General features: G+C 67.5%; 26 protein-coding genes. 10 read left to right on the top strand and 16 right to left on the bottom strand.

Going from position 1 to position 23,552, the window contains the following annotated elements:
• Positions 1-8 precede the first annotated feature (8 nt).
• The 4 genes from tsaD to BM353_RS05120 all read left to right on the top strand — a co-directional run bounded on the left by tsaD (position 9) and on the right by BM353_RS05120 (position 2,978).
• On the top strand, positions 9-1,100 hold the full coding sequence (gene tsaD, locus BM353_RS05135) for a tRNA (adenosine(37)-N6)-threonylcarbamoyltransferase complex transferase subunit TsaD (RefSeq protein WP_092077301.1): 1,092 nt from the start codon (positions 9-11) through the stop codon (positions 1,098-1,100).
• A complete protein-coding gene (locus tag BM353_RS05130) occupies positions 1,097-2,056 on the top strand; it encodes an NAD(P)H-dependent glycerol-3-phosphate dehydrogenase (protein WP_092077297.1) in 960 nt (319 codons plus the stop codon). Before tsaD ends, BM353_RS05130 begins: the two co-directional genes overlap by 4 nt.
• A gap of 9 nt (positions 2,057-2,065) precedes the next feature.
• A complete protein-coding gene (locus tag BM353_RS05125) occupies positions 2,066-2,488 on the top strand; it encodes an EVE domain-containing protein (protein ID WP_092077294.1) in 423 nt (140 codons plus the stop codon).
• A 94-nt stretch (positions 2,489-2,582) separates the two neighbouring features.
• Positions 2,583-2,978, top strand: a complete 396-nt coding sequence (locus BM353_RS05120) for a DUF1761 domain-containing protein (protein ID WP_092077292.1) — start codon at positions 2,583-2,585, stop codon at positions 2,976-2,978.
• A gap of 373 nt (positions 2,979-3,351) precedes the next feature.
• Here BM353_RS05120 and BM353_RS05115 read toward each other — a convergent pair whose 3' ends face one another.
• The 5 genes from BM353_RS05115 to fsa form a co-directional block, all read right to left on the bottom strand.
• On the bottom strand, positions 3,352-3,693 hold the full coding sequence (locus BM353_RS05115) for a DUF2853 family protein (RefSeq protein WP_092077289.1): 342 nt from the start codon (positions 3,691-3,693) through the stop codon (positions 3,352-3,354).
• A 158-nt stretch (positions 3,694-3,851) separates the two neighbouring features.
• Positions 3,852-4,556: a CDP-alcohol phosphatidyltransferase family protein gene (locus tag BM353_RS05110; RefSeq protein WP_092077286.1), complete on the bottom strand. Its 705-nt coding sequence runs from the start codon at positions 4,554-4,556 to the stop codon at positions 3,852-3,854.
• A gap of 35 nt (positions 4,557-4,591) precedes the next feature.
• Entirely contained in the window at positions 4,592-5,488 is an 897-nt protein-coding gene (locus BM353_RS05105) for a tyrosine recombinase XerC (RefSeq protein ID WP_177220457.1), read from the bottom strand.
• A gap of 20 nt (positions 5,489-5,508) precedes the next feature.
• Complete coding sequence (locus BM353_RS05100) at positions 5,509-6,213, bottom strand: DUF484 family protein (protein ID WP_092077280.1); 705 nt, start codon at positions 6,211-6,213, stop codon at positions 5,509-5,511.
• A 421-nt stretch (positions 6,214-6,634) separates the two neighbouring features.
• A complete protein-coding gene (gene fsa / locus BM353_RS05095) occupies positions 6,635-7,288 on the bottom strand; it encodes a fructose-6-phosphate aldolase (protein ID WP_092077277.1) in 654 nt (217 codons plus the stop codon).
• A gap of 93 nt (positions 7,289-7,381) precedes the next feature.
• Here fsa and BM353_RS05090 point away from each other — a divergent pair, with 93 nt between their 5' ends.
• Positions 7,382-9,565, top strand: coding sequence for a primosomal protein N' (locus BM353_RS05090; protein ID WP_092077274.1), 2,184 nt, complete (start codon positions 7,382-7,384; stop codon positions 9,563-9,565).
• 52 nt (positions 9,566-9,617) lie between these two features.
• Here the strand turns inward: BM353_RS05090 and BM353_RS05085 are convergent, their stop codons facing one another.
• The 7 genes from BM353_RS05085 to BM353_RS05055 form a co-directional block, all read right to left on the bottom strand.
• A complete protein-coding gene (locus BM353_RS05085; protein ID WP_092077272.1) occupies positions 9,618-9,800 on the bottom strand; it encodes a hypothetical protein in 183 nt (60 codons plus the stop codon).
• A 194-nt stretch (positions 9,801-9,994) separates the two neighbouring features.
• On the bottom strand, positions 9,995-11,863 hold the full coding sequence (locus BM353_RS05080; protein WP_092077269.1) for a polysaccharide biosynthesis protein: 1,869 nt from the start codon (positions 11,861-11,863) through the stop codon (positions 9,995-9,997).
• Positions 11,864-12,002: 139 nt separating this feature from the next.
• Entirely contained in the window at positions 12,003-12,611 is a 609-nt protein-coding gene (locus tag BM353_RS05075; protein ID WP_092077266.1) for a sugar transferase, read from the bottom strand.
• Entirely contained in the window at positions 12,608-13,441 is an 834-nt protein-coding gene (locus BM353_RS05070) for an NAD-dependent epimerase/dehydratase family protein (protein WP_092077263.1), read from the bottom strand. Before BM353_RS05070 ends, BM353_RS05075 begins: the two co-directional genes overlap by 4 nt.
• Positions 13,438-14,355 carry an OmpA family protein gene (locus tag BM353_RS05065; RefSeq protein WP_143104101.1) on the bottom strand — a complete coding sequence of 306 codons (918 nt, stop codon included), beginning with the start codon at positions 14,353-14,355 and terminating at the stop codon, positions 13,438-13,440. The genes BM353_RS05070 and BM353_RS05065 overlap by 4 nt, the downstream gene beginning before the upstream one ends.
• The gene (locus BM353_RS05060; RefSeq protein WP_092077259.1) at positions 14,345-15,088 is read right to left on the bottom strand and encodes a GNAT family N-acetyltransferase; all 744 of its coding nucleotides are present in this window, start codon (positions 15,086-15,088) and stop codon (positions 14,345-14,347) included. Before BM353_RS05060 ends, BM353_RS05065 begins: the two co-directional genes overlap by 11 nt.
• Positions 15,085-15,807: a competence/damage-inducible protein A gene (locus BM353_RS05055; protein WP_092077257.1), complete on the bottom strand. Its 723-nt coding sequence runs from the start codon at positions 15,805-15,807 to the stop codon at positions 15,085-15,087. Before BM353_RS05055 ends, BM353_RS05060 begins: the two co-directional genes overlap by 4 nt.
• Positions 15,808-15,868: 61 nt before the next feature.
• Between BM353_RS05055 and sfsA the strand changes: the two genes are divergently transcribed.
• The 3 genes from sfsA to BM353_RS05040 all read left to right on the top strand — a co-directional run bounded on the left by sfsA (position 15,869) and on the right by BM353_RS05040 (position 18,661).
• Complete coding sequence (sfsA, locus tag BM353_RS05050; RefSeq protein ID WP_092077255.1) at positions 15,869-16,573, top strand: DNA/RNA nuclease SfsA; 705 nt, start codon at positions 15,869-15,871, stop codon at positions 16,571-16,573.
• 79 nt (positions 16,574-16,652) lie between these two features.
• A complete protein-coding gene (gene map, locus BM353_RS05045; protein ID WP_092077253.1) occupies positions 16,653-17,462 on the top strand; it encodes a type I methionyl aminopeptidase in 810 nt (269 codons plus the stop codon).
• A gap of 167 nt (positions 17,463-17,629) precedes the next feature.
• A complete protein-coding gene (locus BM353_RS05040; protein WP_092077576.1) occupies positions 17,630-18,661 on the top strand; it encodes a TRAP transporter substrate-binding protein in 1,032 nt (343 codons plus the stop codon).
• Positions 18,662-18,695: 34 nt separating this feature from the next.
• On the opposite strand, the gene rsmD is transcribed toward BM353_RS05040, so the two are convergent.
• Entirely contained in the window at positions 18,696-19,256 is a 561-nt protein-coding gene (gene rsmD, locus BM353_RS05035) for a 16S rRNA (guanine(966)-N(2))-methyltransferase RsmD (RefSeq protein WP_092077251.1), read from the bottom strand.
• Positions 19,257-19,263: 7 nt separating this feature from the next.
• Positions 19,264-20,472, bottom strand: a complete 1,209-nt coding sequence (locus BM353_RS05030; protein WP_092077249.1) for an NAD(P)/FAD-dependent oxidoreductase — start codon at positions 20,470-20,472, stop codon at positions 19,264-19,266.
• 96 nt (positions 20,473-20,568) lie between these two features.
• On the opposite strand from BM353_RS05030, the gene BM353_RS05025 reads away from it, so the two are divergent.
• Together BM353_RS05025 and BM353_RS05020 are read left to right on the top strand one after the other, a co-directional pair.
• Positions 20,569-21,057, top strand: coding sequence for a peroxiredoxin (locus tag BM353_RS05025; protein ID WP_092077247.1), 489 nt, complete (start codon positions 20,569-20,571; stop codon positions 21,055-21,057).
• A gap of 123 nt (positions 21,058-21,180) precedes the next feature.
• Entirely contained in the window at positions 21,181-21,654 is a 474-nt protein-coding gene (locus BM353_RS05020; RefSeq protein ID WP_092077245.1) for an SRPBCC family protein, read from the top strand.
• A 16-nt stretch (positions 21,655-21,670) separates the two neighbouring features.
• Here the strand turns inward: BM353_RS05020 and BM353_RS05015 are convergent, their stop codons facing one another.
• On the bottom strand, positions 21,671-22,492 hold the full coding sequence (locus tag BM353_RS05015; RefSeq protein ID WP_143104100.1) for a hypothetical protein: 822 nt from the start codon (positions 22,490-22,492) through the stop codon (positions 21,671-21,673).
• A 137-nt stretch (positions 22,493-22,629) separates the two neighbouring features.
• Positions 22,630-23,493 carry a mechanosensitive ion channel family protein gene (locus BM353_RS05010; RefSeq protein WP_245759568.1) on the bottom strand — a complete coding sequence of 288 codons (864 nt, stop codon included), beginning with the start codon at positions 23,491-23,493 and terminating at the stop codon, positions 22,630-22,632.
• Between the last annotated feature and the right edge of the window lie 59 nt (positions 23,494-23,552).

Here is a 23,552-nt window from a genome sequence, read left to right as displayed (position 1 = left end):
CAATCTTGATGACCCGCCCGCTCACCCTTCTCGGCATCGAAAGCAGCTGTGACGACACCGCCGCAGCGGTGGTCCGCGGGGTGCCCGGGTGCGCCGAAATCTGCGCTTCGGTGGTCCGGGGACAGGCGCAACTCCATGCGCCCTTTGGCGGAGTGGTGCCTGAAATCGCCGCTCGGGCCCATGCGGAAAAGCTCGATCTTTGCGTCGCCGAAGCGCTCGCCGGCGCGGGGCTTTCGCTCAACGACATGGACGCGGTGGCCGTCACCGCCGGGCCCGGCTTGATCGGCGGCGTGCTCTCGGGTGTGATGTGCGCCAAGGGGATCGCGGCAGGGGCGGGGTTGCCGCTCGTCGGCGTGAACCATCTCGCGGGCCATGCCCTCACCCCGCGACTGACCGATGGCACGGCGTTCCCCTATCTCGTCCTGCTGGTCTCCGGCGGGCATTGCCAGTTTCTCATCGCGCATGATCACGCGACCTTCACCCGCCTCGGCGGCACGATCGACGACGCGCCGGGGGAGGCCTTCGACAAGGCCGCCCGTATCCTCGCCCTGCCGCAACCGGGCGGGCCCGCGGTGGAGGCCGCCGCACGGCGCGGCGATCCCGCGCGTTTTTCCCTGCCGCGCCCGTTGCTGGACCGGCCCGGCTGCGACATGTCCTTTTCCGGGCTCAAGACCGCCCTGCTGCGCCAGCGCGATCAGCTGATGGTGGACGGCGTGCTCAAGGCGCAGGATCGCGATGACCTCTGCGCCGGGTTCCAGCGCGCCGTCGCTGATATCCTCGCCGAAAAGACCCGCCGGGCGCTGGCCGCCTTGCACGAGGCCGGTCCGGTCGATCCGACGCTTTCGGTGGCCGGGGGCGTTGCCGCGAATGGCGAGATCCGGGCGCGGCTCGGCGCCGTCTGCGCGGAAAACGGGGTCGCCTTCACCGCGCCGCCGCTCGCGCTTTGCACCGACAACGCCGCGATGATCGCCTATGCCGGGCTGGAGCGCTTCGCCGCGGGCGCGCGCGATGACATGACCCTCGCCGCACGGCCGCGCTGGCCGCTGGACGAACGCGCCGCGCCACTCATCGGAAGCGGGCGCAAGGGGGCCAAGGCATGATCGCGGTGATCGGTGCCGGGGCCTTCGGGACCGGGCTCGCCGTTGCGCTCGCCCGCAAGCACGAAGTCCGGCTCTGGGCCCGCAACCCCGATCATGTCGCCGCGATGCGCGCGGACCGGGCAAACCACGCCCGGCTGCCCGGAATCGCCCTTCCGGAACGGGTCGTACCGACGCAGGATCTGGCCCTTGCCGCCGAGGCGGAGATCCTGCTCCTTGCCCTGCCGATGCAGCAGCTTTCGGGCATGCTCACAGACCACGCCGGGCGCTTTGCCGGCAAGGTGCTGGTGGCGACCTGCAAGGGGCTCGATCTCGACAGCCTCGCGGGGCCGGTGGACCTTATCGAACGGCGGCTGCCGGGCTGCCGCGCGGCGCAATTGACCGGCCCGAGTTTTGCCAGCGAGATCGCCGAGGGCAAACCCACTGCCCTGACCCTCGCGGCGCGCGATCCCGCGCTTGGCCGCGCGTTGCAGGAGGCCCTGACCACCCCAACGCTGCGGCTCTACCGAAGCACGGATGTGATCGGCGCACAGCTTGGCGGGGCGCTCAAGAACGTGATCGCCATCGCCGCCGGGGTGGTGATCGGCGCGGGGCTCGGGGCGAGCGCGCGCGCGGCCCTCATCACCCGGGGCTTCGCCGAGATGCAGAACCTCGCAGGGGCGCTCGGGGCGGAGCCCGAAACGCTCGCCGGTCTCTCGGGGCTGGGCGATCTGATCCTGACCTGCACCTCCGAGCAATCGCGCAACTACAGCTTCGGTCAGGCGCTCGGCCGGGGGGAGCATTTCGCGAGCACCATCACCGTCGAGGGCACCGCCACCGCCCGCGCCGCGCACCGGCTCGCCGGGCAACACGGGCTCGACATGCCGGTACTCGCCGCCGTGGTGGCCGTGCTGGAGGATCCCGGCGCGCTGAACGACACCATCGACGCGCTGCTGTCGCGGCCGCTGAAACCGGAATGAGGGACCCCGATGCGCTACTGGCTTTTCAAATCCGAACCGTCGACCTGGAGCTGGGAGGACCAGCGCGCCAAGGGCGACGCGGGCGAGGAGTGGGACGGGGTGCGCAACTATCAGGCGCGCAATTTCATGCGCGAGATGGCCGTGGGGGACCGGGGCTTTTTCTACCATTCGCAGAGCGAGAAGGCCGTGGTGGGTCTCGTCGAGGTTATCGCCCAAGCCCATCCCGACAGCACCACCGAGGATAAGCGCTGGGAGTGCGTCGACATCAAGGCGCTGCGCAGCGTAGAAACCCCGGTCACGCTCGATGCGATCAAGGCCGATGAGCGGCTGGCCGAGATGATCCTCGTGCGCAACTCGCGGCTCTCGGTGCAGCCGGTGACGGAGGCCGAATGGCGGATCGTCTGCGAGATGGCGGGCGTCACGCCGATGTGACCAACCCGCCCCTGCCGTAGGGGCACGCAAAACCTTGGCAGATCCCCGCGCCCGGCGCATACTCACGCCAATCACCGCCGAAGGAGAAGAGCCGATGGGTGTGGTCAGTGTTATCGCGGCGGGGGCCGCAGCGTGGGTTTTCGGAGCGATCTGGTACAGCGTGCTGGCGCAGGCGTGGAAAGAGGCTTCGGGCGTGGCGCTCGGAGAGGATGGCGCGCCGGTCAACCAGAAGAACCCCGTGCCCTACATCGCGTCGATGGTCTGCATGATCGTTGTCGCGGGCATGATCCGCCACATCTTCGCGGGGACGGGCATCACGACACTCGGCGCAGGCGGTCTCGCCGGTCTTGGCGCCGGGCTCTTCATCGCCGCACCCTGGATCGTGACGTGCTACGGATTTGCAGGGCGTCCGCTCAAGTTGATCCTCATCGACGGCGGCTATGCCACCTTCGGCTGCATGGTCATCGGGATTGTGCTGACGCTTTTCTGACGGCGCGTCTGCCGCCCCGGCAGCGGCAAAGCCCGGACATACGGCGCGGCAACGGAGCTGCTCTGCCTGCCGTGCGCGTCGCCTGAATTGAAAGAAGGGTCCCGATCGCAATGACCGAGACCCTTCCTCACCCCGCGTGCTCCCACAAACACCACACGCGTTTCTTGAAACTGGATCCCGGCCATCCTAGCCGTTGCATCAGTGATACACCGCAAAGCCCTGAATCACCAAGCCGCAAGTAGTTAGAAATGGATGTGAACCGTTGAGGGTTTGATAAGCAAATCGCGCGCCGTTCGCGCTGACCGAGGCAAAGATTAAGGCCCGCCGCCGGGATGGCGCGGGCCTTTGTGTCTGGTCCGGTCCGGGTCTCGGCTCAGCCGTAGACGCTCTCTTTGCCGAAATGCTTGGTCAGCATGTAGTAGATCACGGCGCGGTACTTGTTGCGCTCCGAACGGCCATAGGTCTCGATCACGGAATTGATCGCGTCCATGAGCTCCGGGCCCTCTGCGAGGCCGAGTTTCTTCTTCAGAAAGTTCTCCTTCACCGTCTCGAGCTCGCCATCCTGCGAGGCTGCGACGGTCGAGGCGTCGGCGTTGTAGATCGCCGGGCCGCAGCCGATTGTGACCTTGGTGAGAAGAGCCATGTCGGGGTCCATCCCGCATTTGTCCTTCAGGTCCTCGGCGTATTTCGCAATTAGGTCGTCACGCTTTCCCATGCTTATCCCTGTCTCCACTGTTGCACCGCTGTGTTCTTGTCGCGGTTTCGCGTTTGAGTAGTGCGGAACCTAGTCAGAATTTCCGCCTGCGGGAAGCTTAAATATCCGGCGGGTTTCGAGGTGGCCGATTGCCGCCCGGCTCGGCGAGGCGTTGCAACTCAGGCCGCGCGCCGGCGGCGGCGCGGGACGATCTGCTGCACGATCCCGGCGCAGAGCAGGTAAAGCGTCGTGATCACAAGGCCCCAGTGGGCCCAGCTTTCGGGATGAAATCCGACCCAGGCCGCCCAGCCGGCAAAGACCGTCCAGCCGATCGCCATGGGCAGCGAGACCGCCCGCCAGCGGGCCGTCCGGACCGGGTGGATAAACTTCAGCGGCAGGAACATCGCCACCGCGAGCAGCACGATGATCGCGAACATGACCCAGAAATTCGGCTCCAGCGCGAAGAGCACGAGGACCACCATGTTCCAGCAGCCGGGGAAGCCGAGAAAGGAATTGTCGGCCGTTTTCATGCCGGTGAAGGCGAAATAGAGCGCGCTGGAGAAGGTGATGGCGATGATCGAGGCCCAGCCGGTCCAGCCGGGCAGGAGGCCGGATTGAAAGAGCGCGAAGGCGGGGATGAAGACGTAGGTCAGATAGTCGATGATCAGGTCGAGCAACACGCCGTCGAAGGTGGGCGCATTGGCCTTTACGTCGTAGCGCCGGGCGAGCGGGCCGTCGATCCCGTCAACCACGAAGGCCACCACAAGCCACAGGAACATCATCGCCCAGTCGGCCTTGACCGCCTCCAGCATGGCGAGCATGGCAAAGACCGCGCCGGTCGCGGTGAAGAGGTGAACGAGGAGCGCCTTGGTGGTGAGTTTCATCCCCCTGTCATGGCCGAGGCGCGCGCGTGATGCAATCAGGCTTTGGGATGAGCCTTGGCATAAACCTCCATCAGGCGGGCCTGATCGACGGCGGTATAGGTCTGGGTTGTGGAGAGGCTGGCATGGCCCAGAAGCTCCTGAATTGCCCGCAGATCCCCGCCCGCCGAAAGCAGGTGCGTGGCGAAGCTGTGGCGCAGGGCGTGGGGCGTGGCGTCGGAGGGCAGGCCGAGCTGCATCCGCGCCGCCTGCATCGCCTTCTGGATCGGCCGGGGCGAAAGCGCGCCGCCGCGCACCCCGCGAAACAGCGCCATGCCCGGGGCGCTCCCATAGGGACATTGCCGCAGGTACTCCTCCACCGCCGCCCGCGCGACCGGCAGGAGCGGGACGATCCGCTCGCGCCCGCCCTTGCCGCGGATCCGCAGGCTCTCGCCCAGCGGCAGGTCCGCCCCGGTAAGCGAAAGCGCCTCGGAGATCCGCAGACCCGAGCCATAAAGCAGCGTGACCACCGCCACATCCCGCGCCGCGACCCAGGGCTCGCGCGCCTGAAGCTCGACCGTGCCGAGCATATCCCGCGCGCCCTCGATCGAGAGCGGCCGGGGCAGCTTGCGCTGAAACTTCGGACTGCGCGCGCTCAGCACCGCGCTCGCGTCAAAGCCCTCGCGCTCCGAGAGCCATCGGTAGAACGTCTTGACCGCCGAGAGCTTGCGCGCCAACGACCGGGCCCCAAGCCCCGCGCGCCGCTCCTGCGCCATCCAGGCGCGCATGTCCTGCACGCTGACCCGCGCCAACGCCGCGAGCCCCTGCCCGCCGCCGGTATGACCGGCAAGAAAGCCCAGAAACCCCGCCACATCGGCGCGATAGGCGGTGATCGTGTTGTCGCTCGCGTCCTTCAGCGCCGCCTCCGCCTCCAGCCAGCGCTGGAGCGCGTCCATCGCGGCGGGGGCGCCGGTGATCACGCCAGCCAGCCGCGCAGTTGCCGCTCGACCACCCCACCGAAGAAATCAAGCAGGTCCGTCGCCTGTTGCGGCGCAAAGGTCTTGGAATCGCGCGCGCCCATGACCAGAAGCCCGGGCAGCCGGTCGGGCCCCAGATCGAGCCGCAGGCAGGCCTCGGACCGGATCTCGACCGAAATCGGCCCGTAAATCGCGGGCAGCCCCTGTTGCAGATTGCGCAGCACAACGCGCGTCTCCGCCCCGCCGAGCCCGCTCAGAAGCCGCGTGACGAAGCCGGGCGGCGCGGTGGAGATCACCGAATTCACCGGCACCAGCGCAGTGCCCTGTTCGGCATCGGCGGATTCGAGGATGATGTGCATCTCGTCGACCCGAAGGATCGCCGACGCCTCTCCGCTCAGCGCCGCGAGGAAGCCCTCGAAATCGGCGGGCTCCAGCATTTGCAGGATCGCGCGGTGGACCTGATGCGTGCCCGAAAGGTTCTCATAGGCGGCGGCGATGACCGAGCGGTGAGTGTCTTCGAGCCGGTCAAGCCGGCGCTCCAGCCGCTCCATCGCGATGCCGCGCAGATCGATGACATTGTCGCCGCGCGCCTCCTCGCTTGCCGTCACGAGGGCTTTCATCACGGCGCCGTCTTCGAGAATGGACTCGGGCTCGGCGATGATCCGCGCCCGCAGCGCGTCATCAATCAGGGGGTCGGTGCTCATAGGTGCCTCTTTTCGGGTCGTTTGGTCTTGCCTGTTTTGGCCAAAGCCTAGCAAAGCCCCGCCCGGCCCGCCGAGGGAATTCCGCCCGGCGCCGCACGATTGGCCCGAGGCGTTGCGCGCATGACACCAAGGCCGCGCCCAATGGGCCGCCCGGCTCACCCGCTCAAGCCCTACGGGCAAGAGCGTAAGGCCTAACGCCATGACCCTCCCACAGCGAGCCCACATGCTCACACTCCCGCGGCTAGCAATCCATCGCGCCGGATTGCGGGGAATATAGCATGAAACCGGATCGTTTTGGGCGAGTACGTCCAGCCCCCTGCCCGGACGCGGGAGCCGGTGCCCACAAACGCACCGCGCCGCCGGCTCCGGGGACGCGGCGGCGCGGAAATGGCCGGGAAAGCCCCCCGCCGCAGGGTTAATCTCAGAGGATCTTCTGCCCGGTCTTCGCCCAGTCGGCGAGGAAGGCGGCGAGGCCCTTGTCGGTCAGCGGGTGGCTGACCATGGATTTGATGACCGCCGGCGGCGCGGTGATCACATCAGCGCCGATGCGCGCGCTCTCGGCGATGTGGTTCGCCGTGCGGATCGAGGCCGCGAGGATCTCGGTCTCGAAGGCGTAGTTGTCGTAGACGGTGCGGATGTCGGCGATGAGCTCCATCCCGTCGATGTTGATATCGTCGAGCCGGCCGATGAAGGGCGAGATGAAGGTCGCCCCGGCCTTGGCCGCGAGAATCGCCTGATTTACCGAAAAACAGAGGGTTACGTTGACCATATGGCCCTCGGACGAGAGCGTCTTGCAGGCCTGGAGCCCGTCCCACGTGAGCGGGACCTTGACGGTGATGTTCTCGGCGATCTCGGCCAGCTTGCGGCCCTCGGTGATCATCTGCTCGGCTTCGGTGGCGACCACCTCGGCGCTCACCGGCCCATCGACCAGATCGCAGATCTCCTTGGTCACCTCGATGATATCACGGCCCGATTTCATGATCAGGGAGGGGTTCGTCGTCACCCCGTCGACCATGCCAAGGGCGTTGAGTTCGGCGATCGCCTCGACATCTGCGCTGTCTACGAAGAATTTCATACCGGGGTCCTTTGACTGGCATTCCGTTTGCCCTCCGTGTAGCCCAAGCATGGGGGCGCGGGAACCCCCCAAGATGCGAGAGGACCCACGGCCTTGTACTTTGATGAAGGCGATCGCGTCGCCGTTTTGACGACTCAACCCCTTGATCGCGCTCTGGATTATCTGGCGCCCGAGGGCGGCTGCCATCTCGGCGCCTTTGTCGAGGTGCCGCTGGGACCGCGCAAGGTCATCGGCGTTGTCTGGGGGCCGGGGACGGGGGATTTCGACGCGGCGAAACTTCGCCGGGTGAACCGCGTGCTCGATGTGGCGCCCATGCGCGAGGAGCTTCAGGATTTTCTGGAAAAAGCCGCGGCTTACACCCTGACGCCCATGCCCGCGATGCTGCGCCTTGCGACCCGCGCACCGGGGCTCGGGGATCCGCCGTCGATGCGCAAGGTCTACCGGCGCGGGGAGGGGCTGCCCGAGCGGATGACCGATGCGCGGCGCCGGGTGATCGCGGCGCTCGATGACTTCGGCGGGCTTGCCTTCACCCTCAAGGAACTGGCCGATATGGCCGGAGTCACGAGCTCGGTCGTCAAGGGGCTCGTCAAGCTCGGCGCGGTTCGCGAGGAGGACGCCCCCCGGGATACCGCCTTCCCGCGGCTGGATCCGGAGCGCGGCGGCAAGGACCTGACCGAGGATCAGGCCGCCGCCGTGGCGGAGCTCGTCACCCGCGCCCGCGCCGGGAGCTATGCGACCACGCTGCTGCGCGGCGTCACCGGGTCGGGCAAGACCGAGGTGTACCTCGAAGCCGTGGCCGAGTGTCTGCGGCAGGGGCGGCAGGCGCTTGTCCTGCTTCCGGAAATCGCGCTGACGGCGGAATTCCTCGCCCGGGTCGAGGCGCGGTTCGGCGCGCGGCCCGCCGAGTGGCATTCAGGCGTAACCATGACCGAGCGGCGGCGCATCTGGCGTATGGTTGGCGAAGGTGGGGCCGAACTTGTCGTCGGGGCGCGCTCGGCGCTTTTCCTGCCGTTTCGCGATCTTGGGCTGATCGTCGTCGATGAGGAGCATGACACCTCCTACAAACAGAGCGACGGAGTGAACTACAACGCGCGCGACATGGCCGTCTTGCGGGCGTCGATCTGTGCGGCACAGGTGATCCTCGCCTCTGCGACGCCGTCGCTCGAAAGCTGGGCCAATGCGGATGCGGGCAAATACGCGCGGCTGGAGCTGACCTCGCGGTTCGGAGAGGCGGTGCTGCCGCAGATGCGGGCCATCGACATGCGCGCCGAGACGCTGCCCGGCTCGCGCTGGATTTCACCGACACTTCAGGGCGAAATCACCGCCCGGATCGAAGCCGGCGAACAGGCGATGATCTTCCTCAACCGGCGCGGCTACGCCCCGGTCACCATCTGCCGCGCCTGCGGGCACCAGATCGGGTGCGATCACTGCGATGCGCGCATGGTCGAACACCGGTTCCAGAAACGGCTCGTCTGTCATCAATGCGGCGAGACCAAGCCAATCCCCAGCGCCTGCCCCTCCTGCGAGGCCGAGGACCGGCTCGCCCCGGTGGGGCCGGGGGTGGAACGGATGACCGAAGAGGCGCAGCTGCTCTTTCCCGACGCGCGGATCGCGACGCTGAGTTCGGATCTTTTCGGCTCGGCCCGCAGCCTCAAGGAACGGATCGAGGAGATCGCCACCGGCGGAGCCGACATCATTATCGGCACCCAGATCGTCGCCAAGGGGCACAACTTCCCCAACCTCACGCTGGTTGGTGTGATCGACGCGGACCTCGGCCTTCAGGGCTCGGATCTGCGCGCGGCGGAGCGGACGTTTCAACTCATGCGGCAGGTGGCCGGACGCGCCGGCCGGGCCGAAAAACGCGGGCTCGCGCTGCTCCAGACCTTCCAGCCGGAGCACAAGGTGATCCGGGCGATCCTGTCTGGCGAGGAAGAGGCGTTCTGGACCGCCGAGGCCGAGGAACGCCGCGCCGCCGGGATGCCCCCTTACGGGCGGCTCGCGGCGATTGTCCTGAGCGGCAGCGATCTGCAACAGGTGTTCGAGCTGGGCAACGCGCTGGCGCGCAACGATGGACCGTTGCGGCGCGCGGGGGCGACGGTCTTTGGCCCGGCCCCGGCGCCGATTGCCCGGGTGCGTGGCCGGCACCGGGTGCGGCTCCTGGTGAAAGCGGCGAAAGCGGCGGCGATTCAGCCCGCGCTGGCCGAGTGGGCAGGCGCGCAGCGGCTGACCGGCGATCTGCGCCTTGTCATCGACATCGATCCGCAGAGCTTTTTCTAACGCAAGAAGGCGGCCCAATGGCCGCCCTCTCTATATCTTGATGTCGGCAGGATCAGGTGCCGGAGGCCGCCGCGACGGTGATCAGCGCGAAGGTGCCGCCGACGATCAGCAGGGGCAGCGCGAGAAAGGCCGTGCTGGCAAAGGGATCGGTGGACACTTCCGCTTCGGTTGCAGCGGCGGGAGCGGCGGCGCTGAGCGCGGATGCGGCGACAGCGGCGAGTACAAGTTTTTTCATAACGGTCTCCAACTAAAAGATGGCAGCGGCGCCACCTCATCACCCAACTAAGAACAGGTCCGGCCCCGTTCGCCAAGGAAAAAGTCCCAAATCTCTCAGGTTGGCGGAAAAATACCACAGCCGCTGCCCGCGCACTCCACTCAATCTGCCAATTGACGCGTTTGCCGCACAATCAACCCACGGCTGTGAGAACCTCAGGGCGACTTGGTCAATGCCGCCTGCGAATCATCCCCCGTCTCGATCGACCGGCTGACGAGCTTGCGAATCTCGCCGCTATCGCGCCCCTCGATCGCACGGCGCAACTCGCGCACCAGCTTCGCCATCTGAATCTCCGAAAGGTGGCGCTCCTGCGCGCGCAGGATCTTGTTGTGCGGCGTGGTGAGCATGTCCGAGCCGATCAGAAGCTCCTCGTGAAGCTTTTCGCCCGGGCGCAGACCGGTCACCTGAATCTCGATATCGCCGGAAGGGTTGGACGCATCGCGCACGCTATAGCCCTCATCTTCGATCATCTGTCGCGCCAGTTGGCGAATCGGGACGGGATCGCCCATATCGAGCACGAAGACATCGCCCCCGCGCGACAGCGATCCGGCCAGAAGCACCAGCCGCACCGCCTCGGTCACGGTCATGAAATAGCGCGAGACTTCCCAGTCGGTCAGCGTCACCGGGCCGCCGCGGGCGATCTGTTCCTCGAAGAGCGGGACAACCGAGCCGCTGGAGCCGAGCACATTGCCGAAGCGGACCATGGAGAAAAACGTGTTGGGCGAACGCGTGGCGAGATCCTGAATGACCATTTCGGCGATGCGCTTGGACGCGCCCATGATGCTCTCGGGGCGGACGGCCTTGTCGGTCGAGACGAGGATGAACCGCTCGGCCCCGAAATCGCGCGCCGCTTCGGCGACGGTCTTGGTGCCGAGCACGTTGTTGCGCATGCCCTCCACCACGTTGCCCTCGACCATCGGCAGATGCTTGTAGGCCGCGGCGTGGAACACCACGTCGATCTCGAACCGCTCGAAGAGATCGCGCACCAGCGCCTCCTCGCAGATCGAGCCCAGGACGGGGATGATCTCCACCGCGCGCGCCGCCGCGGCCAGTTCCCGCTCCACGTTGTAGAGGGCCAGCTCGCTATGATCGACGAGGATTACCCGCGCGGGTTTGAGCGCGAGGACCTGACGGCAGAGCTCCGCCCCGATCGAGCCGCCCGCCCCGGTCACGAGGACGGATTTGCGCGAATAGCTGTCGCTGGTGCCGGGAAGCTCGGCCTCCAGCTGGTTGCGCCCCAGAAGCTCGGAGACACGTCTCGCGGTCGCAGCCTCGGCGAGGTTTTCCCGCAGAACGAGCTGGGCAAAGGACGGCAAGTCGCGCACCTCGCAGCCCAGATCCCGCAGCTGGCGCACGATCCGCGCGCGGATCGGGCGGGTCGTCGTGGGCATGGCGAGGACGACGAGATCGGCGCTGCGTTCCCGCACGATCCGGGTCATGTTGGTCGAGGGGTAAACCTTGAGCCCGCAGATGGAAATCCGCTGCAGCGCGACCTCATCATCGACGAAGGCCACCGGTTCGACCTCGTGATCGGAGCGCAGCGCCATGGCAAGCTGTTGGCCCGCGTGGCCCGCGCCATAGATCACGATCCGCCGGCGCGGCTTGCCCTGATCGTAGATCTTGCGCACGAACTGGCGCAGGGTCAGGCGGCCCGAGACCGTCGCCACGAGAAAGCTCAGCCCGAAGACCACGAAAAACCCGCTCCGGGGCTCGGGGAGCGCGACAACCGCAAAGAGCAGACCGAGCGCGGCGGTCCCGGCCGCCATGCCGAGAGATTCGACCATGCCGTGAGATTCGAAGGCGTTGAGCTTGATCTTGTGCAGCCCGAACCAGACCGAGAGGCCGAGCCCCGAAAAGAGCAGCGCCGCGAGCAAGGCCCATTCGCCGTTCTCAAGCGGAAGCGCCGCCCCCGTCACACCGCGCGCGAGCGCAAACGACAGAACGATCGCGAGAAAATCGAGAAACAGGAAGATTGCCTGCTTTTGCGGATTCTGCAGACCGATACAAATTTCGTAAAGCTTCATACGCTGAAATGCCCCACCCGAACTGGCCCGCAACACGCGCGAAACCATAACGCTTCAACTATTCCGGGAATTTTCCCGGAGTGGCAAGCCGTTACCGCAAGAGTGTGCAAATCGGCAGGTTTCCTCCCGCCCTGTCGCCTCAACGCCGCGCAGCGCGCCATACTGTCCGGAGCAGGATGACCATATCCCAGCACCACGTCCGGTTTGCGGCATAGAGCAGATCGAGCCGCGCCTTGAGCGGCACGCAGCGCCGGGCGTAGACCGCATCGGTCTCCTCCGCTGAGGCACAGCCGGCCAGAAGCGCCTCTTCGCGGCGGTGGGTGAGCAGGGTCGCGAGGCCGGTGATGCCGGGGCGCATCGTCAGAACGGCGCGGTAGAGGTCGGGGAAGCGCTCGGTATATTGCCGCAGGGGCGGGCGCGGACCGACGAAGCTCATGTCGCCCCGCAGCACGTTGACAAGCTGGGGCAGCTCGTCGAGCCGCAGCGCCCGGAGCCAGCGCCCGGTGGCCGTGATCCGCCCCGCCTTGTCGCCGCCGGAAACGCCGGTATCGGCCCGCGCCCGGCTCATTGTGCGGAATTTCAACAGCGTGAACCCGGTCTCCGGCGTCTTCATCCGCTCCGACAGATAGAGCACCGGCCGGCCATCGCGCAGCGCGATCAGCAGGGCGATCGCGCAGATCGGCAGGGCAAAGATCAGCAGGAGCGCGCCCGCCAGGATCACATCGGTGAGGCGTTTGCCCGGGGTCATCGCGGCCGCACCTCGCGCCAGTCGGTGATCATCTCCGCCGCCGTGCTCCGCGGCAGGGCGCCGCGGAGGAGCGTGGCGAGACGGTCGGTCGAGAGCGTGGCGCGTTCCGCGGCGCCGGGGGGCGCGGGCTGCCAGTCGAACGGGCGCCCGGCGGCGCGGAGCAGGTCCTCCATCCGGACCGGCTCGGGCGCCGCGATATTGAGAACGGGCGGCAGGCTGCCCGCGTCCAGTCGCAGCAGCCCGGCAAGAACCCGCGCGAGCGCGCCGGGCGCGATATAGCTGCGCAGCGGGCCCGCGCCGGTGGGGAAGCGGTCAATCCGGGCGGGAACTGTCCCGTCGAGGGCCGCGGTGAGGCTATCGGCCCCCACCACATTCCCCAGCCGCAGGCAGGTATGCGCAGAGCCGCCGTTCAGCGTCGCCACCTCCCGCTCCATCGCGACCTTGGCCCGCCCGTAAGGGGTCGTCGGGCGCGGCGCATCCTCCTCGTGCGCGCCATCGCATCCCGGCCCATAGACCGCGGCGGAGGAGAGGTGCAGCACGCGCCGCGCACCGATGTGCGACGCGATGCGGGCGGCCTCCCTCGCGAGCGCGGCGTTCTGCGTCAGGTCATCCCCCGAGGTCACGCCCCAAAGCGCGAGGATCGCCTCCGTGGGCGGCAGGTCATCCATCGGCGCGCCGGGCCTCCAGACCACATCCGGCCCGCTCCCGGGCTGCCGCGATTGGTAGATCGGCCGGATCGCCGGGGGCGGCGCGAGAAACCAGGCGCGGCGCAGGAGCCTGCCGACGCGGCCGCTCGCGCCGAGCACGAGGACGCGGGTCTCCCCGCTCACGGGGCGCGCTCCAGCACGGCCTCGACCCGTCGGTTGCGCATCCGGCCCGCGTCGGTCTCGTTGCTCGCGCGCGGCGCAAGGTAGCCCACCCCGCGGGCCATGATCCGGTCCGGCGCGACGCCGTGGTCCCGGATCAGACGCGCGCGCACCGCATCCGCACGGGCGCGCGAGAGGGCGACATTGGCGTCCAGCGACCCGACCCAGTCGGTATGCCCGACCAGCACCACGCGCAGCGCCCGATCCGCCGCCATCAGCGCGGCAAGTTCGGTCAGCGACGCGAAAGGCCCCGGCCCGAGCGCGGTCGATCCGGTCTCAAAGGTCAGATCGTCGAGCGCGGCGTGGCCCTCGGCGGCAATGGCGCGGGCGATGGCCCCGTCGGGCATGGGGCCGATCTGATCGGGCGCCGCCACCTCCGCGCGCGGGACGGCGTCCATCGGCGCCGCGGTGATGAGCTGGAGATAGACGGTGTTGCCCGACCGACTCGCCAAAGCGCTCGCCACCCGGCCATCGGAGTGGCGCAGGGCCACATAGCGAAAATCCTGCAGGTTGACGATCATCTCCGGCGGCCGGGCGAGGTCGATCCCGAAGCGAAAATCATAGCCGCCGCAGACAGTCGCGCGGCAGAGGAAGACCTCCTCGAACCCGCGGGCGGTAAAATCGTCGCGCAGCGCGGAAAGGACGCGGAACGTCCCATGGCTCGATCGCGGGAAGCGCCAGATCTGGCGCGTGACAAGCCCCTCGATCCGCTCCGTCGGAACGCGCTCGCCGTCAAAGGCCGCAATCGGCAGCTGGTAGCGATCCGGCGCGATCTGCTCCGAGATGAGCTCGGCCCCGGAGGGAAGATCCAGCGCAAACGCCCGGCTCGCGGCAAGCACGCCGATCAGCGCGAGGGCGGCAAGACCATCACGCCGCATCGCGCGCGGCATCCCGGAGGCGGTAGTGGTAGCCCCCCACGGTTTCCATTCCCAGCGCGCGGTAGAGCGCGTTGGCCGGCCCGTTCGCGCGGGTGACGGCGAGGCCGATCCGCGCCGCGCCCCTCTCCCGCGCCCAGAGCGCCGCGTGTCGCAGCAGCGCGCGGGCCTGCCCTTTGCGGCGAAATATCGGGCGGACGTAGAGCGCGTGGATCATCGCGATCTCGCCATGGGCGGCAATGAAACCGACCCCCGCGGCGCGGTCGCCGTGCCGCGTGAGCAGATGGGACCGGGGGCCACCCGTGCGCGCCATGACCGCCCGCCGGGACGCGCCAACCCCGTCTTCGGCCCAGATCTCGGACATGATCGCGAGCGGGGCCTCGGCGTCGGTGATCGGATGGGCGCCCGGGTCGAGACCGGCAAGCGCCGCCACCGGCGCGCCATAAAGATGGACCGGATCGACGATGCCGTAACCCTCGGCCTCAAGCTGGGCGTCGAGCGCCCGCTGATTGGGGGTGATCATGAAGAGCGGCGCCTGAGCGCGCGCGCGCATGTGGTCTTCCGCGGCCCGGAGCGCCTCGGGGGCGAGCGCCCCGGCGCCGGCAACACTGGCCGCGCTCACCCGTTTGCCGCCGCCCTGCCCGTCCCGGAGCGTGATCGGCGCATGGGTTTCGGTGCGCGCGGGGGGCCATGTCGCCTCCATCGCCTCCAGCCAGGGCTGCGCCCCGTCCGTCATGCCTCCAGCAACTGCGCCAGCTCGGCCATGGCGGCGTCGATCTGGCCGCCGTCGAACCCGCGCACGACGATCTGCGCGCCGAAAACGCCGTCTTTCTGGAACGGGTAGGAGCCGAAGGACAGCGCGGGAAAACGCCCGGCAAGATCGGCCAGCGGCCCCGCGATATCGCCCTCGCCGCGGTAGATCCGCAAGCTCTGGGACAGCAGCGGCTTGCCCCCGGCGATGCTCGGCAAGACGCTCGCCACCATCGCCTGAAACACCGTCGGGACCCCGGCCATCACATGGATATTGCCGATCGTGAACCCCGGCGCGATGCTGACCGGATTGTCGATCAGCGCCGCGCCCTCGGGGATCCGCGCCATGCGCAGCCGCGCGGCGTTGAGTTCCGATCCTTGCGCGCGGTAGTGCTCGGCCAGCAGCGCGCGGGCGTCCTCGCGAATATCGATCGCGGCGCCCATCGCCTCGGCGATTGCATCGGCGGTGATGTCATCATGGGTGGGCCCGATGCCGCCAGAGGTAAAGACATGATCATAGCGGCCTGAGAGGGCGCGGGCCGCGTCCACGATACCGGCGTGATCATCGGAGACGATGCGCACCTCGCGCAGCTCGATGCCCTGTTTCGTCAACTCGCCGGCAAGGTAATGCATATTGGCATCGCGCGTCCGGCCCGAGAGGATCTCATCCCCGATCACCAGCATCGCCGCCGTTGGATTGCCCATCGCTGCCCTCCTTGCGCGCCCATCTGGCACGCTCCTGTCTGGCAAGGTATAGGGCCAACCCATGCGCTTTCAAACCCCGCTCGTGCCCGCCCGCCTGATCCGCCGCTACAAGCGTTTCCTCGCCGATTGCCGGCTCGATGACGGGCGCGAGGTGACGGCTCATTGTGCCAATCCGGGCAGCATGATGGGGCTGGCCGATCCGGGGATACGGATCTGGCTGGAGCCCAACGATGACCCGAAAAAGAAGCTGAAATACGGCTGGCGGCTGGTCGAGCACGAGGACGGACATTTCACCGGCGTCGATACCTCCGTGCCCAACCGCGCTCTGCGCGCGGCGCTGGAGGCGCGCGCGGTGCCGGGGCTGGGGCCCTATGAGACGGTGCGCCCCGAGGTCAGATATGGCGAGGGGAGCCGGATTGATTTCCTCCTCGGCGGCGGGCCGGAGCCCGACCTCTATCTGGAGGTCAAAAGCGTCACGCTCTCGCGCGAGCCGGGGCTCGCCGAGTTTCCCGACAGCGTCACCGCCCGCGGCGCCAAACACCTCGCCGAGCTCTCCGCCATGGTGCGGGCGGGCCACAGGGCGGCGATGCTCTACCTTGTCCAGCGCACCGATTGCCGGCGGTTTGCCCTCGCGGCCGACATCGATCCGGCCTATGCGGCGCGCTTTGCGCAGGCGCGCGCGGCCGGGGTCGGGCTCCATGTTTTCGGCACGGATATCGACACCCAAGGCATCACGCTCGGCGCTCCGATCCCCTGCGATCTCTGAGGACTGGCACAATGCTGCATTTGCAACTAAATAAATCACAGACACCTTCAATTCCAGCGCACCCTGAAGGAGGGGCGGTTTGAACGATCAACACACGGGCCGCCTCACACGGGACGGCATACGCATCCATTCCGAGGCCGACTTCGCCGGTATGCGCCGCGCCGGCGCGGTTGCCGCGACCATTCTCGACGACATCGCCGAACACATCTTCCCCGGCCAGACCACGGGCGAGATCGACCGGATCATCGAAGAGAAGATCAACGCCGCCGGTGCCGTCTCGGCCACGATCGGCTACAAGGGCTACGAACACGCGAGCTGCATCAGCGTGAACCACGTGGTCTGCCACGGGATCCCGGGCGACAAGAAGCTCAAGGACGGCGATATCCTCAACATCGATGTGACCGTGGTCGTCGATGGTTGGTACGGCGACAACTCGCGGATGTACGTGGCGGGCAAGCTGAGCCGCAAGGCCGAGCGGTTGATCCAGATCACGCACGACGCGTTGATGAAAGGCATCGAGACGGTCCGCCCCGGCGCGACCTTTGGCGATATCGGCCACGCGATCCAGAGCTTCGCCGAAGCCAATCGCATGAGCGTCGTGCGCGATTTCTGTGGCCACGGGCTCGGCCGCGTCTTCCACGCGCCGCCCAACGTCCTCCACTATGGCCGCCCCGGAACCGGCGCGATCCTCGAAGAAGGCATGTTCTTCACCATCGAGCCGATGGTCAATCTCGGCCGCCCCGAGACCAAGGTTCTGGCCGATGACTGGACAGCCGTGACCCGCGACAAGAGCCTCTCGGCCCAGTTCGAGCACTCCATAGGCGTGACCGCGGATGGCTGCGAGATTTTCACGCTTTCTCCCGCCGGGACCTTCCATCCGACCTACTGACACCTTATATAGTAGGCGCTCGACGGCCTGACCCTAGATCCGTGTCAGTGTTTCGAAAGGTGCGGCGAAGCCACGCGAAGCGGGCCTGTCTGGTTGCAACACGCACCAAATTTTGCACTCTGCGCCCCATCGCGGGCGTTTTGACGCTGCAAATGGAGGAAACCAGCATGAAATTCCGTCTCGCCGCCGCGCTTGCGGCGCTCGCCAGCGCCATCGCGCTGCCCGCGGCATCTCAGGACGTGACCTTGCGGTTCCAGCATTTCGTTTCGCCGAACTCGGCCAACCCGAAGTATTTCATCGAACCCTGGGCCGAAAAGGTCGAGGCGGAGAGCAACGGCCGGATCAAGGTCGAGATTTATCCCCTGATGCAGCTCGGCGGCTCCGCCCCGGGGCAATACGACCTCGTGCGCGACGGCGTGATCGACGGCGGCTGGGTTATCCCCGGCTATCAGCCGGGCCGTTTCCCCGAAGCCGAGGCGATGGAGCTGCCCTTCATGGTCTCCAAATCCGGTGAAGAGGCGAGCCGCGCGGCCTGGGCCTTTACGCAAAAGCACTTGATGGATGATTTCGCCGATGTCCACGTCATCGCCGCGCATATGCATGGGCCCGGCCTCGTTCACAAGAAAGGCGCGCCGATCGAGGCGCTTGCCGATTTTGACGGGCTCAAACTTCGCGGCCCCTCGCGGCCCGCGACGCTCCTGCTCAAGAAGCTCGGCGCGACGCCCGTGGGCATGCCCGTGCCCGCCTTCCCCGAAGCGCTCGCGCGCGGCGTGGTCGATGGCGGCGTGATCACGTGGGAAATGTCGCCTTCGCTCAAGCTCGACGAACTGACCGACAGCCACACCGATGTCGCCGGCGAACGCTCGCTCTACAACCTCTACTTCGTCTGGGTCATGAACAAGGCCAGATACGAGGGCCTGCCCGATGACCTTCGCGCCGTGATCGACGCCAATTCGGGGCTGGAGACCTCCGCCTGGGCGGGCCGCGCGCATGACACCGGCGACGAGGACGGGTTCAACGCGATGAAGGCCGCCGGCAATGTCATCGCCGAGATCAGCCCGGAGGTCACCGAGGAGATCAAGGCGCTTGGCGAGGCGGTGACGCAAGAGTGGATCGCGGAGATGAGCGCCAAGGGGCTCGACGCGCAGACGCTCTATGACGACGCCAGAGCCGCGGTGGCGGCCGCCGAAGCCGAGTGATCACCGAAGGCCGGGGACGCGCGCCCCGGCGGTTTCACTCCCGCTCTAGAAACGTGACCGTGGTATCGCCATAGCGGCGCTGATCAAGACGGGTGAACCCCGCGGGCGCGCTCTGTGCGGCGCTCTCCTCCCAGACGATCAACGCCCCGCGCGCGATCCAATCACCGGCGTCCGCCGAGGCCAGCGCCTTGCCGCCGAGCCCCTTGCCATACGGCGGGTCGAGGAAGACGAGGGTTGCCGGGGCGCCGGTGTTCGCGGGAAGCCGCGTTGCATCGCGCTTGAGGATTTGGGTCAAGGCTTCGGTGCGCGTGCGGGCGATATTGTCGCGAATGAGCCCCCGCGCCTTGCCGCCGTCATCCACGAAAACCGCCCCCGCCGCGCCCCGGGACAGCGCCTCCAGCCCGAGCGCGCCCGTGCCTGCGAAAAGATCCAGCACATGCGCCCCGCTCACCGGATCGCCGAACTTCCCGCCGGCCAGCACGTTGAAAAGCGTCTCGCGCACCCGGTCCGTCGTGGGGCGCAAATGCGCGCCCGGATCGCCCTTGCCGAGCCCGGCCAGCGCCGTTCCGCGAAACTCGCCCCCGACGATCCTCATGACGCGCTCATGCCCGGAGCAGCGCCTTGAGATCGGTCTCCGGATCGGCCACCACATCCGGCGCAGGTGATTTTCCGCTTTCGATCAATCGCTTACCCACCATGTAGGCGCGAGGATCATTGATCGCATCAAGCGCGAGCAGCGTCTCGCCCGCGTAATACCAGAATGAGACCGCCCCGCCCTCGCCCGGCCGCGTCACGACCCGGTCATGCCCGGTGCCGAGCCCCGCGATCTGGAGCTTGACGTCATACTGATCGGACCAAAACCACGGCTTGGCCGCATAGTCGCGCTCGGCGCCGAGCATGTTGTCGGCCACGCATTCGGCCTGATCGATGGCATTGCCGACGCTTTCCAGCCGCATCCGCCCCGTCCCATGCGGGAAGGAGGCACAGTCACCCGCGGCCCAGATCTTCGGATCGGAGGTGCGGCCCGACGTGTCGGTGCGGATGCCGTTGTCGAGCGCGAGCCCAGCGGCCTCGGCGAGCGCGGTGTCGGGCACGATCCCGGCACCCACGATCACCAGATCCGCCGCGACCTCGCTCCCGTCGGTGAGCCGCGCGCCGGTCACACGGCGCTCGCCGAGCAACCGCTCAAGGCCGATCCCTTCGCGCAGATCGACGCCGTGGCCCTCGTGCAGCGCCCGGAAATAGGCCGATGTCTCCTGCGACGCAACGCGCTGGAGGATACGGTCGGCCATCTCGACCAGCGTGACCGTCAGCCCGGATTTGATCAGCACCGCCGCGGCCTCCAGCCCGATGTACCCGCCGCCGACCACGAGCGCCTTGCGGCCGGGCGACACCTCCGGCTCAAGCGCCTGCACGTCCGCCAGCGTGCGCACCACGTGCACGCCACCGAGCGCCCCGCCGATCGCTTGCGGCAGACGGCGCGGCGCCGAGCCGGTGCAAAGCGCGAGCTGGTCATAGGGGATGCGGCCGCGGCTGGTCACGACCTCTCCCGCCGCCCGGTCAATCGCCTCGACGGCGCAGTCGAGCCGGAGCTCTATGTCCTTTTCGGCATAGAACTTTTCGGGCCGCAGGTAGAGCCGCTCCTCCTCCATCTCGCCCAGAAGATAGGCCTTGGACAGCGGCGGGCGCTGATAAGGCGGGACCGGTTCGGCGCAGAGCAGCGTGACCGCCCCGTCGAACCCCTTGGCGCGCAGCCGCGCGGCCAGTGAGGCGCCCGCCTGTCCACCACCCACAATCACGATCCGTTCCATCCGCGCGCCCTCATTCCCGATTGGCCTTTTGCCGGCGCAGGCTATATCGCTGGGAGTGCGAAACGCAATCAGCAACCAAGCCGAGGGATGGGTATTATGGCGATCAAGACAAGCGACACTCTGCCGGATGCAACACTGGTGAAACTGGGGGCCGAGGGGCCGGAAGCGGTCGAATTGTCGACCCTGCTCAACGGGCGCAAGGTGGTGATCTTCGCCGTGCCGGGGGCCTACACGCCAACCTGCGATTCCGCCCATGTGCCGAGCTTCATCCGCACCAAGGATAGCTTTGTGGAAAAGGGCGTGCACGAGATCATCTGCATCTCGGTCAACGATCCCTTCGTGATGGGCGCATGGGGCGCCTCGACCGGCGCGACCGAGGCCGGGATCACCATGCTGGGCGATCCCGAAGCGGCCTTCACCAAGGCGATCGGGATGGAGTTCTCGGCCCCGCCTGCCGGTCTCATCACGCGCTCCAAGCGCTATGCGATGCTGGTCGAGAATGGGGTCGTGAGCCTTCTCCACGAAGAGGCCGCGCCGGGGCAATGCGATGTCTCCGCGGGCGAGGCGCTGCTCGAAGCCATGTAATTCGCCGTGGCCCTGCAGCGCGCGGCGCGGGGCCCGGCTACAGGAGTGTCTACTCGCCGCGGGCGGTTGACGCCCGCGGGGCGAGCGGCCTCGCAGTTTAGCGGTACATCAAGGGTGAGAGCCATGGCTGAGGGCAACTGGATCAAGATCGAACGGCAGCTGACCGCCCCGATCGGGGAGGTCTGGCGCATGTGGACCGATCCGGCGCACTTCGTGCGGTGGTACGGGCCGGGCGGGATGGCCGTCAGCGTGATCGAGATGGACCCGACGATCAACGGCGCGCGGCGGATCCGCATGAAGCGGCCCGGGCCGGGGGGCGGGATGTCGATGTTTTTCACCGGGGCCTTCACCGAGATCGATGCGCCCGGTCGGCTGGTCTATACCGAGGCGATGTGCGACGCGGAGGGCGCGATCCTCTCGCCTGAGGCAATGGGCATGCCGGAGGGCACGCCCGAGGTTACGGAGGTCAGCGTGGATCTCGCCCCGTTGTCGGGCGGCACCCGCATTGTGCTGGTGCATCGCGGTGTTCCGGCGGGCAGCCCGGGCGAGGCCGGCTGGCGCAACGCGCTAGACGCGCTGGCCGGGCTTCTGGACTGACGGCCCCGGCCGCCGGTCAGGACATCGGGTCGAATTCGGTGACAACCACGCGCCCGTCATCAAAGACTTTCTCGCGCGACAGCCGCGTGCCTTCGTCGTCGAACCGGTCCACATAGTGCGACCAGTTCCGCGTATCGGCAGTGTCGGTCATGGTCATGAGGGTCCGCACGCCGCCGTCAAACTCCGCCACCATCTCGCGCCCATCGTCGTAGAGCGTGCGCTGCTCGGCGAGCGCGCCGGCCTCGTCATAGTCGCGCGCGACCTCCCGCCAGACGAACGCATCTTCCACATCCGTCGTCACCGCGCTCTGCTTGATCCCGTCCGCGTAGAGCGCCTCCGATACGCGCCCATCGTCATAGACCTTGAGCCGCGACAGGAGCGCGCCATCCGCATCGAAGATGTCCGAAATGGTCTCCCACGCCAAGGCGTCCTCGGCGTCCTCGATCTGGCGCGAGCTGAGCGCCCCGTCTGAGTAGAGCGTCGTCACCACGCGCCCATCGTCGTAGACCATCGTGTCGGACGTCGGCTGACCGCTGTGATCGTAGAGCTTCAGGCTACTGCTCCAGCGGAACTGGTCGGTCGTATCGGTCACGGCGCGCGACGTGATCTCGCCCTCCGAGAGCCCGATCACCGCCATGCGCCCGTCATCATATTGCGCCACGCGCAAGACCTCTTGCCCCGCATCGTCGCGGAATTTCAGCTGGTAGGTCCAGGGCCGCGTGCCCTCCCAATCCACCACCAGGTCAAAGCTGAATCCCGCCGCGCTGCCGCCGGGCCAGATCATCTCCGCTGAGGTGCTGGGGGTTCGGGCGGTCCAGAGAGTTTGCAGCCAGGTCACCGATATCGCTCCGTTGTTCGGATTTCGCGCAAGGGCAGAGCCGCCGCGCAGTCACCCGGCGAGAGTTCACATCAAATGATTTCAAACTGGTGTACCCGAGCGCGTGCCCGATTGTCGCGGGGTCGCGCGGGCAGCGATCAGTCGGCCCCGACCGCCTGCCCTTTTTCGACAACGAGCGTGCGCGTGGGGAAGGGAATGCCGATCCCATTGGCGTCGAACGCGTCCTTGATGGCGCGCGTCATGTCGAACTTGAGCCCCCAGAGATCATCCGCGCTGCACCAGAGCCGCAGGGTGAAATCGACCGAACTGTCGCCGAGATTGGTGACTTTGCAGAAGGGCTCGGGCTCGGCAAGCACGCGCGCATCGGCGCGGATGAGCTCCCACAGGATCGTCTCGGCCCGTTTCAGATCGGCATCATAGCTAACCCCCACGACCAGATCGCAGCGGCGCGTCGGGTGGGCGGAGTAATTCTTGATGACATTGCCCCAGACCTCGCCATTGGGCAGGATCAGCTGCACGTTGTCGACCGTGGTGAGCTCGGTGGTGAAGAGCGAGATGTTGGACACAGTCCCGCTCTGGCCCGCCGCCTCGACGAACTGGCCGATCTGGATCGGGCGGAAGGCAACCAGCATCACCCCGGAGGCGAGGTGGCTCAGCGTGCCCTGAAGCGCGAGGCCGATGGCGAGGCCGGCGGCACCGATGAGCGCGGCGAGCGAGGTGGTCTCGATGCCGAAGCGGCTGAGGACGAAGATGAGCGCGAGGGCCAGAACCGCGTAGCGCGCCACATTGGCGAGGAAGTTGGCGAGCGTCGGGTCGAAGTGGCGGGTGCGTGCCCCGAGCCGCAGGATCCGCCGCTTGACCCAGCCGCTGACGACAAGGCCGACAATGAAGATCACCAGCGCGGCGAAGATGTTGACCACGAGCCCCTGCACGATCAGGAACGTCTCGCGGTTGTCATCGAAAAATTCCAACGCGGCCTCGAACTGCTCTTCCATCGGCATCCCTCTTGCAAGCGACGGGCCCGGCGGGGCCCGTCAATCGTCCGGCTTCGCTAACGATT

Source organism: Poseidonocella sedimentorum (assembly GCF_900116005.1).
Classification (GTDB): Bacteria; Pseudomonadota; Alphaproteobacteria; order Rhodobacterales; family Rhodobacteraceae; genus Poseidonocella; species Poseidonocella sedimentorum.
This window is presented reverse-complemented; position numbering and strand designations above follow the sequence as displayed.

What these genes read in the sequence shown, in the direction of transcription:
- tsaD (WP_092077301.1), top strand. Translation starts at nt 9, where the DNA reads ATGACCCGCCCGCTCACCCTTCTCGGCATCGAAAGCAGCTGTGACGAC.
- BM353_RS05130 (WP_092077297.1), top strand. Translation starts at nt 1,097, where the DNA reads ATGATCGCGGTGATCGGTGCCGGGGCCTTCGGGACCGGGCTCGCCGTT.
- BM353_RS05125 (WP_092077294.1), top strand. Translation starts at nt 2,066, where the DNA reads ATGCGCTACTGGCTTTTCAAATCCGAACCGTCGACCTGGAGCTGGGAG.
- BM353_RS05120 (WP_092077292.1), top strand. Translation starts at nt 2,583, where the DNA reads ATGGGTGTGGTCAGTGTTATCGCGGCGGGGGCCGCAGCGTGGGTTTTC.
- BM353_RS05115 (WP_092077289.1), bottom strand. Translation starts at nt 3,693, where the DNA reads ATGGGAAAGCGTGACGACCTAATTGCGAAATACGCCGAGGACCTGAAG.
- BM353_RS05110 (WP_092077286.1), bottom strand. Translation starts at nt 4,556, where the DNA reads ATGAAACTCACCACCAAGGCGCTCCTCGTTCACCTCTTCACCGCGACC.
- BM353_RS05105 (WP_177220457.1), bottom strand. Translation starts at nt 5,488, where the DNA reads ATGGACGCGCTCCAGCGCTGGCTGGAGGCGGAGGCGGCGCTGAAGGAC.
- BM353_RS05100 (WP_092077280.1), bottom strand. Translation starts at nt 6,213, where the DNA reads ATGAGCACCGACCCCCTGATTGATGACGCGCTGCGGGCGCGGATCATC.
- fsa (WP_092077277.1), bottom strand. Translation starts at nt 7,288, where the DNA reads ATGAAATTCTTCGTAGACAGCGCAGATGTCGAGGCGATCGCCGAACTC.
- BM353_RS05085 (WP_092077272.1), bottom strand. Translation starts at nt 9,800, where the DNA reads ATGAAAAAACTTGTACTCGCCGCTGTCGCCGCATCCGCGCTCAGCGCC.
- BM353_RS05080 (WP_092077269.1), bottom strand. Translation starts at nt 11,863, where the DNA reads ATGAAGCTTTACGAAATTTGTATCGGTCTGCAGAATCCGCAAAAGCAG.
- BM353_RS05075 (WP_092077266.1), bottom strand. Translation starts at nt 12,611, where the DNA reads ATGACCCCGGGCAAACGCCTCACCGATGTGATCCTGGCGGGCGCGCTC.
- BM353_RS05065 (WP_143104101.1), bottom strand. Translation starts at nt 14,355, where the DNA reads ATGCGGCGTGATGGTCTTGCCGCCCTCGCGCTGATCGGCGTGCTTGCC.
- BM353_RS05060 (WP_092077259.1), bottom strand. Translation starts at nt 15,088, where the DNA reads ATGACGGACGGGGCGCAGCCCTGGCTGGAGGCGATGGAGGCGACATGG.
- BM353_RS05055 (WP_092077257.1), bottom strand. Translation starts at nt 15,807, where the DNA reads ATGGGCAATCCAACGGCGGCGATGCTGGTGATCGGGGATGAGATCCTC.
- sfsA (WP_092077255.1), top strand. Translation starts at nt 15,869, where the DNA reads ATGCGCTTTCAAACCCCGCTCGTGCCCGCCCGCCTGATCCGCCGCTAC.
- BM353_RS05040 (WP_092077576.1), top strand. Translation starts at nt 17,630, where the DNA reads ATGAAATTCCGTCTCGCCGCCGCGCTTGCGGCGCTCGCCAGCGCCATC.
- rsmD (WP_092077251.1), bottom strand. Translation starts at nt 19,256, where the DNA reads ATGAGGATCGTCGGGGGCGAGTTTCGCGGAACGGCGCTGGCCGGGCTC.
- BM353_RS05030 (WP_092077249.1), bottom strand. Translation starts at nt 20,472, where the DNA reads ATGGAACGGATCGTGATTGTGGGTGGTGGACAGGCGGGCGCCTCACTG.
- BM353_RS05025 (WP_092077247.1), top strand. Translation starts at nt 20,569, where the DNA reads ATGGCGATCAAGACAAGCGACACTCTGCCGGATGCAACACTGGTGAAA.
- BM353_RS05020 (WP_092077245.1), top strand. Translation starts at nt 21,181, where the DNA reads ATGGCTGAGGGCAACTGGATCAAGATCGAACGGCAGCTGACCGCCCCG.
- BM353_RS05010 (WP_245759568.1), bottom strand. Translation starts at nt 23,493, where the DNA reads ATGCCGATGGAAGAGCAGTTCGAGGCCGCGTTGGAATTTTTCGATGAC.